Here is an 11,575-nt window from a genome sequence, read left to right as displayed (position 1 = left end):
TTAATCATTTTTGAAATCTATATTTTAGGAGGATACAAATGGCTGATTTGAAAATAGGAGATATAGTTGCTAGAAAATCATATAACTATGATGTTTTGTTTAAAGTTACAGATATTGTTGAAGGTCCAAACAGTAAAAAAACAGTAGTTTTAAAAGGATTATATTTAAGGCTTGTAGCTGACTCTCCTGAAAGCGATATTAAAAAGATACCGTACAATGAAATAGATAGATTTAGTAAAGATTTTAATAAAAAAGTAAATAGAATAATAAAAAATATTTTAAAAGAAAGAAAGGCTCAAAAAATAAGTAGTTATGTTAGAAGTACACCTAATTATTCAAGAGAAGATGTTCATTTTGGAAAACCGGGAAAAGTTCTTCATATAGATGGAGATGGAGAATATTTAGACATATGTCTTAAAATATATAAGCAATTAGAAGTAGAAGCTGTAGGGTTAATAATACCAGAAAAAGAACAGCCTAAAGTAATTACTAAACTACTTAGAGAATATAATCCAGACATATTAGTTTTAACAGGTCATGACAGTCTTTTAAAAAATTCAAAGGATTTTAGAAATATAAAGAATTATAGAAATTCATGTTATTTTGTAGAGTCAGTAAAAGAAGCACGCAAATATGAACCTAGTATGGATGAACTTGTAATATTTGCAGGAGCTTGTCAATCTCTTTTTGAAGCAATTATACAGGCAGGTGCAAACTATGCAAGTTCACCACACAGGATACTTATACATTGTCTAGACCCTGTATTTATTAGTGAAAAAATTGCTTATACAAGCGTAGATAGATTTGTTTCTATAGAAGAAGTACTTGAAAATACTATTACTGGAATAAAAGGAATTGGAGGACTTCAAACTAGAGGGAAATATAGAAAGGGATTGCCAAAGTCTCCATATCAATAGATGAGTTGTTATAGTAATTTTAAAAGAAAATTTTAAGAAGTTAATATTATTATACAGAGTTATTAGCAGAAGCTGAAGTTTAAAGGGGGTTAGAAGTTTGAATGACAGTAATGAAGATGTATTAATAAAAGTATATGACAATAAGTTAAAAAATATAACTAAAATATCTATAAATAAATTAATACCTAACATAGTAGCGGCTCAAATAGATATAGATTATGAATTTGAAGTTTTAAAAGTACAATCAATAATTGCTAGAACTATGATAATTAGAAAAGCAAAACTTTTTGGAGGAAATGGATGTGAAAAATATAAAGATGCAGATATATGTCTTGATGGGCACTGTATACAGTATCTTGATATAGAAAGTTTAAAGAGTAAATGGGGAAATGATTTTGAAAAAAATTGGAATAAACTTTTAAAAGCAGAGGAAGATACAAAAGAATTAATAATAACATTTAATAATAAAGTAATAGACCCAAAATTTCATGAAGTATGTGGAGGAGCAACTGAAAATGCTGAAAATGTAGAAAACCATAAAATAATATATTTAAGAAAAGTTTTATGTGAAAATTGTAAGCAGTCATTATATTGGAATAATAAAAGAGAACTTACTATTAGAGAAATAGAAGAAAAATTGGGAGTTAAAATAGATAAAATATCTCCTATTTACGGACCAGATATAAACGGAATAATTGAAGAAATAGAAAGAGACGAAAGTGGAAGAGTTGTAAAAATAAAAATAGGAGACAAAATATTTAAGGGAACTGAAATAATAAAGCAGTTAGGGCTTGATTCAACTAGATTTGGGTGGAACCCTGTTGTATTTAGATTTGTTACTAGAGGAAAAGGTCATGGGTTAGGGCTATGTCAGTATGGTGCAAATGAAATGGCAAAAAAGGGAAAAAGTGTGAGAGAAATAATAGAGTATTATTATACAGGAGTAGATATTAAGAAGTATGAAAAGAAAAACAAAGATAAACCATTAAGTAACAAAGTTATTGTCATAGACCCAGGACATGGTGGAGAAGAAAATACGGGAAACATAGGAAATAATGGACTTATGGAAAAGGATGTTGTACTTAAAATAGCTTTAAAACTTTCTAAAATATTAAAAGACATAGGTGCAGAGGTGATTTTAACTAGAAAAGAAGATACTTATGTATCACTTAATGAAAGAGCAAAAATATCAAATAAAATAAGACCTGACTTTTTTTTAAGTATACACATGAATTCTTTTGGAAATTCAAGTATTTCAGGTACAGAGATATATCATTTTAGAGGAGATAAGGAAGGAGAAGGACTTTCAAGTTTAATTATAGAAAAGTTATCAGAAAAAATAGGAACAATTAACAAAGGAGTAAAGACAGCTGATTTTTATTTACTTAGAACAGTAACGACAACAGCAATTCATTTAGAAGTTTCATATATTACAAATCCAGAAGAAGAAAAAAAATTTATGGATAATTATTATATAGATTTAGCAGCACAGGCTATAGCAGAAGGAATAAAAGAATATTATGAATATCATTAAAGGGCTGTCTTTTCAATGATTTTTTAAGTCATTGAAAAGACAGCCTCTCTTAATTTCTTACAATTTTATTACATCAATTGGTATAAAGAGGTATTAAATTTTATTTATAGAATATATTATAAATGCAAAATTTGCAGAAAAATATATTTAATTATTAGGAGGTATACAATGTATAATACTTTTATGGATTATTTAAAGAAAAGTTTTAAATTAATTTTTAAAAAACCTATATTATTTGTTCCTGCATTAATAGATTTAGTGATGATGATTGTTTTTATTGCATTATTTATAATCAATATTAATAAAATCAATTTTGCAAATTTTCATTTTAACAGTGTAGTGTCTTTAATAATTTTTAGTTTAGTTATTTTGACTATACCTATAATCGAATTATTTATATCTGCTGGTCAGTATAATATGATAAAGCAAGCAGTCATTATGGGAGAAACTAACATGGATTATTTTTGGGAAGGTGCAAAAAAATATATTGGAAGAATTTTTTTAGGTGGACTTGCAATATTTGGAGTTATATTTTTGATATTTGTTATAATTTTTGTACCAGGTATATTATTTATTAAGAAATTTGAAGCAATAATTATGCTTACAATACTATTTAGTATTCCTATTATTATATATGGCATATTAATAAGTTTTTGGAAAGTAATACTTGTTTATGAAGATTGTGGAGTTATAGATGCTTTTAAACTAAGCATTTCGTTTGCAAAAAAGCATTTTGGTTTAGTATTTTTAATTACTTTATTAAAGACGATATTTACAGGTAATAGAAAATTTTATAAAAAACATAATAACGGTTTTATTAATTTTTCATTTAACATGAAGCACAAAATAATCCCACATAACGAACATTATGCTAATATGAATTCAATGTCTCTTATGAGCATATTTGGAGGAGTATTTTTAATTATTACGATTATAAAGATATTTTTGACACTTTATTTTGATGTGATATTTTTTGAAATATATCATGATAGAAGAGATAGTATATTTTGTGATGAAAATAGTGTGAAATAGATGGAGAAATTTAAAAAAACTAATAAAATATTGACATGGATATTAAAAGCATGTATAATATTATGCCAAAAATTTGACTTTGCAGTCATAATATGATACTATTATACTGTATACAAGCGAAGGAAGGTGATATTTTTGGCCACTAGAGAAACCTTAACTCAACTAAGAAAAAGGGTAGAAAATTGTTTAGGTCAAAAAGTTTTGCTTAAAACTAATAAGGGAAGAAAGAAGGTTTTCGTAAAAGAAGGTATATTAGAAGAAGTATATCCAAGCATATTCGTTGTAAGAATCGATAGAGGTCTTAGTTCGGAGAGAAAAGTATCTTATAGCTATTCAGATATATTGACGGAAACAGTTGAAATAACACTTTGCAATAATGATAGAAAAATACAAGCATCGTAAATACCTGTGTAAACAGGTATTTTATTATTTTTTGACTTTTTAAAATATACATGAAAAAATAAAAAAGATAAAAAAATCAAAAAATTTATTATGCAATATATCCAATTTTTATTCATAACTTTTGGAAAATTTAGATTGAATAAAATTTTCAGTTTGCTTTTAAATATCAGTATAAGGAAAAAATATCTATTGAACATTATTCCAAGATATTACATTTTATTCAACGAATGAATATTCATTTTAAATACATTTATTGGAAGAATTTTAAATTCCTTTAAAAATCAAAGACTTGCAAAGGAATGAAGTAGAGTGTATACTGATGATAAATAACTTAGCGGTGCATAAAATAGAAAAAAATGTAAAGTGCTAAGATGTAAGATGTAAGGAGTGGGGATAATGAGTATAGAACCTTTTTTAAATGTCAGGTCAGAAATAGGAAAATTAAAAGCAGTACTTTTGCATAAACCCGGCAGAGAACTTGAAAGATTGACTCCTCAATATTTGCACGAACTATTATTTGATGATATTCCTTGGCTTAGAAAAATGCGTGAAGAGCATGATAAATTTGCAGATGTTCTTCGTCAAAGAGGGTGTGAAGTATATTATTATAATGAACTTTTAGAAGAAATTTTAAAAAATGACGAAGTAAAGAAAAGTTTAATTAGTGATGTTTTAAACATCTGTAACATAGGAAATGAAAATCTTGAACAGATAATTAAAGAGTTTATATTAAATAAGAGTGAGGCAGAAATTGCAGAAATATTGATTGCAGGATTACATAAAAAGGATTTTCCAGAGATTGAAAGAGAAAAGAGCTTAATCGACTATATTAAAGAAGAATATCCATTTTATATCAATCCTCTTCCAAATTTATATTTTACCAGAGACCCCGGTGCAGTTATAGGAAATGGATTATTAGTAAATTCGATGAAAACTCCAGCTAGAGATAGAGAAACTATGATTTTAAGATATATTTACGAATATCATCCATTATTTAAAAAAGAGGTTAGTCCTTTGTGGTATGATTATACGAGTCCATATAGCATAGAAGGTGGAGACATACTTGTTTTAAGTGATGAAGTTATTGCTGTTGGATGTAGTGAGAGAACATCTGCAAGGGCAATTGAAATTTTAGCTAACAATTTATTTAGTAAAGATGAAAAAATAAAAAAGGTACTTGCGATTCAAATTCCCTTTACAAGAGTATATATGCATTTAGATACGGTGTTTACTATGATAGATTATGATAAATTTACTATTTATCCGGGAATAGAGAACAAAATCAAAGTGTTTGAATTGACTCCAAATTCAAAGGATTATCCGAAGGTAAGGCCTATGGGAACACTAAAAAATTCGTTAAAGGAAGCTTTGAAACTTCCTTCAATTCAATTAATTCAAAGTGGTGGTGGAGATGATATAACAGCCGCAAGAGAGCAGTGGAATGATAGTACAAATACATTGGCTATAGCTCCGGGAGTAGTTGTAACTTATGATAGAAATGAAGTTACAAATAATACGCTTAGAAAACATGGAATAGAAGTTGTAGAGATTGCAGGTTCAGAATTAGTACGTGGACGTGGAGGTCCGAGATGTATGAGTATGCCGCTTGTTAGAGAAAATATATAGAAAATATATAAATAAAGCGGTGTCTTACAGATAGCATGAGTTTATAATAGTTTTTAAAAATCCTAGAATAACGATTTTAACTTGTTACTTGATATTTATGATATTTAAAACCTATAAATACAAGGAGGAATATGTATGCCAGTAAATTTGAAGGGAAGACATTTTTTAACTTTAAAGGATTTTACTTCACAGGAAATTAAATATCTTTTGGATTTAGCTATGGATCTTAAGAGAAAAAAGAGAGCAGGAGTAAAAGGCAACTTACTTGAAGGAAAGAATATAGTTCTTTTGTTTGAAAAAACTTCTACAAGAACTAGATGTGCTTTTGAAGTAGCAGCGTATGACGAAGGGGCAAACGTTACCTTCTTAAGCAACAGTCAGATGGGTAAAAAAGAGTCAATTGAAGATACAGCTAAAGTTTTAGGAAGATATTATGATGGTATTGAATTTAGAGGATTTAAGCAGGAGACAGTAGAGGAAATTGCTAAACATGCAGGAGTACCAGTTTGGAATGGACTTACTGATATGTATCATCCTACTCAGATATTAGCAGATTTTATGACTATTATGGAGCATGTAGATAAGCCATTCAACAAAGTAAAACTTGTGTATGTTGGAGATGCAAGAAATAATATGGGAAATTCACTAATGATAGGTGCTGCAAAAATGGGTATGCATTTTGTAGGGGTAGCTCCAAAAGAGTTATTTCCAACTGAAGAATTAATAAATGAAATGAGAGAAGTAGCTAAAGAAACTGGAGCAAAAATAGAGTTTACAGAAAATATAGATGAAGGAGTAAAAGGAGCAGATGCTATTTATACAGATGTTTGGGTATCAATGGGTGAAGAAGATAGGTTTGAAGAAAGAATTAAACTTTTAAAACCATATCAAGTAAATATGGAAATGATTAAAAAGACAGGCAATCCAGATGTAATTTTTATGCATTGCTTACCATCTTTCCATGATATTAATACAACAATAGGCAGGGACATATATGAGAAATTTGGATTAGAAGAAATGGAAGTTACAGATGAAGTGTTTAGAAGCAAACATTCAGTTGTATTTGATGAAGCAGAAAATAGAATGCATACAATAAAGGCTGTTATGGTTGCAACAATTGGGAAATAAAATAAATAACAGCTAGCAGGTAACAGATTTTAATATAGTAATTTGAAATATTAAAAAATATAAAGTTAAATTTGTCATTTGAAATCTGTTACCTGCAACCTTAAAAGGAGGTTTTTAGATGAGGATTGTAGTTGCATTAGGAGGAAATGCACTTGGAAAGACACCAAAAGAGCAATTGAAATTGGTAAAGAAAACAGCTAAACCAATAGTTGATTTAATAGAAAAGGGAAATGAAGTTATAATAGCACATGGAAATGGTCCTCAAGTAGGTATGATAAATTTGGCAATGGAGATTGCTTCTAAAACAGAAGCAAAAACTCCTGAAATGCCTTTTCCAGAGTGTGGGGCTATGAGTCAAGGATATATTGGTTATCACCTTCAAAATGCCATAAGAGAAGAACTGTTAAATAGAAATATAGATAAAGAAATAGCTACTGTGATTACTCAAGTCATAGTAGATAAAAATGATCCGGCATTTGAAAATCCGACAAAACCGATAGGTGCATTTTATTCAAAAGAAGAAGCTGAAAAGTTAGCTAAAGAAAAGGGATATATAGTAAAAGAAGATGCAGGTAGAGGTTGGAGAAGAGTTGTACCATCACCGCTTCCAATAGATGTTGCAGAAAAAGAAATTGTCAGAACATTAGTAGAAAGTGGACATATAGTTATTACAGTAGGTGGGGGAGGAGTTCCCGTAGTAAAAGAAGGTAACAAATTGATAGGAGTTCCAGCAGTTATAGATAAAGATTTTGCAAGTGAGAAAATAGCTGAAATTTTGGATGCTGATTATCTTATTATTTTAACAGCTGTAGAAAAAGTTGCTATTAATTTTGGAAAACCTAATCAAAAAGAATTAGATAAATTAACTGTTGAACAAGCACAGAAATATATTGAAGAAGGGCATTTTGCTCCGGGTTCAATGCTTCCTAAGGTAAAAGCTGCAATTAAATTTGCACAGTCTAAAGAAGGAAGAAAGGCACTTATTACTGCTCTTGAAAAGGCAGCAGATGGGATAGAAGGAAGGACAGGTACATTAGTAGTAAAATAAAAAAGAAGTGGAAATTAAATTTCCACTTCTTTTTTATTATTCAATTATAAAACTTTTTGGTATATTTTTGTGTCCATAAAATATTAATATATTAGGAATTTTATAGTAAATCGTAAGGGGGATGAAGGCTAATGTCCGCAAATGTGGTTAGAGAAATTATTAAATTAGATAGAATGGTTGGAATGGAGAATGTTCAAGCTATGGTTGAAGTAGATGCAGTTGTACCTGATTCTAAGCCAGATATTTCAGAAGTACTATCCGTTGAAGGAAAAATTAATATTTTAGATAAGGAAATCATTCAGGGGAAAATAGTTATTGATGGTGTGGTAAACTTTAATATACTTTATGCAGGTGCAAATTCACAAATGCCTGTACATAATATGAAAGCCTTGGCTAGTTTTACGCAAAATATTGAAATAGATGAAATAGATGGAGGAATGGAGCCGGAAATAGATTATACAATAGAGCATATTGATTATAACATAGCAAATGAGAGAAAAATTTCTCTTAAAGCCGTTTTAAATTTGACAGGCAAAACTTTTAAAACAGAAGATATAAGTATACTAAAAAAAATAGAAGGATTAGATAATATACAAGTATTAAAAGAAAATTTAAAATACGATAGAAAAATTGGAAGTAACTTAGCTCAAACAGTTTTAAGAGAAACTTTTGAATTGGCAGAAGAAACTCCTGAAATAGCTGAAGTATTAGAAACTAAAGGTATAGCAGTTGTTAATGAAGTAAGGGTAACAGATGGAAAAGTCATAGTTGGGGGAAATATTAAATTAACTATGCTATATTTAACAGAAGAACCAAGAAATCCTGTCCAAGAGATAAAACAAGAAATTCCATTTAATCATTTTGTTGAAGTGCCAAAAGCATTAAGTGATATGGAGTGTATGGCAAATGTAATCGTTGATGAAGTATTTGTTGAAGTCAAAAAAAATATAGAAGAAAAGAATAAAGTATATTATTTAGAAGTAGTTTTAAAGACAGATGCTAAAGTTTATTACAAGGATGAAGAAGAAGTAATATTAGATGCATATTGTCCTTCAAGAAGTATTAAGATTGAAAAGAATAATATAAAATTCTTAAGAAATATTGGAAGAAATTCTTCACATACAGTTGTAAAAGAAATTTTAGATATACCAGAAAATTATCCAAATGTTTTCAAAATATTTACTGTAAAAGCAAAACCTATGATTACTGATTATAAGTTAGTTGATGAAAAGAATATAGTAGAAGGATTTATAAATGTAGATGTATTATATATAGCTGATACTGAAGATATGGAAATTCGTGCATTCAGTACAGAAGTACCATTTAGGCATTATGTAGAAATACCGGGTGTTAACGGAAATATGATGGCCAGTGCCGGACTAAGTATAGAAAATGTAGATTTTTCATCAATTAATTCTAAACAAGTAGAAGTTAAATTTGACCTCAATATTTATTCAGAAGCTAGTGAAGAATGTGAAGTAGAAGTAATAACAAATATTGAAGATTTAGGAGAAGAAGTAGTAGAAGATAACAATGCCAGTATAACAGTATATTTTGTTCAAGAAGGAGATAATCTTTGGAATATTGCAAAGAGATATAACACAACAATAAAAGAAATACTTCATGCAAATGATATATCAGATGGTGATTCAGTTAAGCCTGGAGATAAAATAATAATTCAGAAAACATATGAGTATAAGATGTAAATTTATACTTTTATTTAAAATACTAAAAAAATCCGTAGTCTACTACGGATTTTTTGTTTATAATATAATTAGTGTGTACTATGAATTTTGTATTCAGTATACGAAATCAATATTAGTTAGAATTTAGAGTTAAAATTAGAATTAAAAAGACAATAGAAGATAGCTTCAAAGACTTGCAATTTGGAATATGTAACATGAAACTTACAAATTGGAACTTGTAATCAAAAGCGGGGTATAATTAATGGATGAATTAAGATTAAAAGCAAGAGCTAAAATAAATTTGTCATTAGATGTATTAAATAAAAGAGATGACGGATACCATAATGTAGAGATGATAATGCAGCAGATAGAACTTTATGATGAAATTTATTTAAAAAAAATAGATAAAGGGATAAAACTCAAAACAAATTCTAGGTTTTTACCCACAGATGAATCAAATATAGCTTATAAAGCTGCAGATTTAATGATAAAGAGGTATAATATTAGTAGTGGAATATATATTTATATAAAAAAAAGTATTCCCATAGCTGCAGGTTTAGCAGGTGGTAGTACAGATGCAGCAGCAGTTATTAAAGGAATTAATAAAATGTTTGACTTAGGTCTTACTTTAAAAGATATGATGAATTTGGGAGCTTTTATAGGTGCAGATGTGCCATTTTGCATACTTGGTGGATGTGCTTTAGCTGAGGGTATAGGTGAAATACTCACTCCAATTAAAGGATTTAAAAAAGGGTGGATAGTGCTTTCTAAACCTAGTGTAAGTGTATCAACTGCACAGGCATATAATAATTTAAATCTTAAAAACATTAAGAGAAGACCTAATACGAAGGCATTACTAAGAGCATTAAAAGAGAATAATATTTATGATGTATCGAAAGAACTTTGTAATGTGTTTGAAGAAGGTATTCAAAAAAAATATCCTGTAGTTAAGGTTATAAAAAATAAAATGCTTCAATATGGGGCTTTAGGTAGTATAATGAGCGGTAGCGGACCGAGTGTTTTTGGAATTTTTAAAGATTATGACAAAGCAAAGTCTGCCTATGAGAAATTGAAATTATTATATAAACAAACTTTTTTGGTTAGCTCTTATAACGGGAGGCAGTAAAATGAAGGAATCAAAAACGAAAAAATTAGGACTCCAGAATTATAAACCACTAAGGGAAGTAGTATTTGAATACTTGAGAAATTCTATATTAAATGGTGAATTAGAACCGGGTGAAAGGCTTATGGAGCTTCAGCTTGCAGAACAGTTAGGAGTAAGTCGTACTCCTATCAGAGAAGCTATAAGAAAACTTGAATTAGAAGGATTAGTAGAAATGATACCGAGAAAAGGAGCTTATGTAGCTGATTTATCAATTAAAGACGTTTTAGATGTTTTAGAAGTCAGAATGTTTTTAGAAGGATTGGCAGCTTATCTTGCAGCAGAGCGGATGAGTGAAGAAGAAATAGAAGAGCTCAAAGGTATATTAGAGAAATTTGAAAATTCTATTGAAAGTAAAGATAGAGAAGAGATGATAAAATTGGATAAACAGTTTCATGATAAAATAATAGAGGGTTCAAAGAATAGTAAGTTAATGCAGATTGTTCAAGGATTACATGAGCAATTTCAAAGATTTAGAGTAATTTACTTTAATGAATATAGTGAACATGAACAGCTTTTAAAGTATCATCAAGCAATAGTAGAAGCTATTTCAAAAAGAGATTGTGAAAAAGCTCAAGAATATGCCCAAACTCATATAGCAATGATTGAAGAATCTATTTTATCATGGAAGAAGAAAAATAAGCTTTCTCAGTAAAAAAACAGATTGTTGAGTTTATGATTAACTGATAAAAATAAAATATATTTTACAGGAATTTAAAACAGTGGATTAAATCGAGGTCACTGAAAAAGTCAAACCTTATCATAAGAAATTATGATAAGGTTTTTTAAGTGGCAAAAAGGAGATTAGGGAGTAGATGTCGAATATAATAAGTATAGAAAAAATAAAGGAGAGACTTATTATGCTAAAAAGGCAACAAGAAATGATGATTAGCAAATATGCTGACTTATATGATATACTTATTCAAAAAGATCACATACTTCGCAAAATCAAAGAACTAGTAGACTTTTCATTTGTCATAGAGGAAGTAGAAAAGAATTATAATCTAACTCATGGTCGTGGTGCCAAAGACCCTATTCGCC

11 protein-coding genes are annotated in these 11,575 nt (G+C 28.8%); all 11 read left to right on the top strand.

Annotated features, from left to right (window positions below; genetic code table 11):
• Positions 1-38: 38 nt before the first annotated feature.
• Positions 39-917, top strand: coding sequence for a sporulation peptidase YabG (gene yabG, locus BUA90_RS10915; protein WP_330390738.1), 879 nt, complete (start codon positions 39-41; stop codon positions 915-917).
• Positions 918-1,014: 97 nt separating this feature from the next.
• Positions 1,015-2,451 carry a stage II sporulation protein D gene (spoIID, locus tag BUA90_RS10910; RefSeq protein WP_072968543.1) on the top strand — a complete coding sequence of 479 codons (1,437 nt, stop codon included), beginning with the start codon at positions 1,015-1,017 and terminating at the stop codon, positions 2,449-2,451.
• 168 nt (positions 2,452-2,619) lie between these two features.
• A complete protein-coding gene (locus tag BUA90_RS10905; protein ID WP_072968542.1) occupies positions 2,620-3,483 on the top strand; it encodes a DUF7847 domain-containing protein in 864 nt (287 codons plus the stop codon).
• Between the two features lie 135 nt (positions 3,484-3,618).
• Positions 3,619-3,885, top strand: coding sequence for a Veg family protein (locus BUA90_RS10900; protein ID WP_072968540.1), 267 nt, complete (start codon positions 3,619-3,621; stop codon positions 3,883-3,885).
• A 396-nt stretch (positions 3,886-4,281) separates the two neighbouring features.
• Complete coding sequence (gene arcA / locus BUA90_RS10895) at positions 4,282-5,511, top strand: arginine deiminase (protein WP_072968538.1); 1,230 nt, start codon at positions 4,282-4,284, stop codon at positions 5,509-5,511.
• Between the two features lie 135 nt (positions 5,512-5,646).
• Positions 5,647-6,639, top strand: coding sequence for an ornithine carbamoyltransferase (gene argF, locus BUA90_RS10890; RefSeq protein WP_072968536.1), 993 nt, complete (start codon positions 5,647-5,649; stop codon positions 6,637-6,639).
• 118 nt (positions 6,640-6,757) lie between these two features.
• On the top strand, positions 6,758-7,687 hold the full coding sequence (gene arcC, locus BUA90_RS10885) for a carbamate kinase (RefSeq protein ID WP_072968534.1): 930 nt from the start codon (positions 6,758-6,760) through the stop codon (positions 7,685-7,687).
• Positions 7,688-7,818: 131 nt separating this feature from the next.
• Positions 7,819-9,393 carry a DUF3794 and LysM peptidoglycan-binding domain-containing protein gene (locus BUA90_RS10880; protein WP_072968532.1) on the top strand — a complete coding sequence of 525 codons (1,575 nt, stop codon included), beginning with the start codon at positions 7,819-7,821 and terminating at the stop codon, positions 9,391-9,393.
• A gap of 241 nt (positions 9,394-9,634) precedes the next feature.
• Positions 9,635-10,498 (top strand): 4-(cytidine 5'-diphospho)-2-C-methyl-D-erythritol kinase, encoded by an 864-nt coding sequence (ispE, locus tag BUA90_RS10875; RefSeq protein WP_072968530.1) that lies wholly within the window; start codon positions 9,635-9,637, stop codon positions 10,496-10,498.
• Position 10,499: 1 nt separating this feature from the next.
• On the top strand, positions 10,500-11,189 hold the full coding sequence (locus BUA90_RS10870; protein ID WP_072968528.1) for a GntR family transcriptional regulator: 690 nt from the start codon (positions 10,500-10,502) through the stop codon (positions 11,187-11,189).
• A gap of 205 nt (positions 11,190-11,394) precedes the next feature.
• Positions 11,395-11,575: transposase (locus BUA90_RS10865; protein WP_465220312.1), on the top strand; the 181-nt coding region annotated here is incomplete at its 3' end.

This window comes from Caminicella sporogenes DSM 14501, assembly GCF_900142285.1.
Classification (GTDB): Bacteria; Bacillota; Clostridia; order Peptostreptococcales; family Caminicellaceae; genus Caminicella; species Caminicella sporogenes.
Note: the sequence above shows the minus strand (reverse complement) of the source record. Positions and strands in the feature narration are given on the sequence as shown.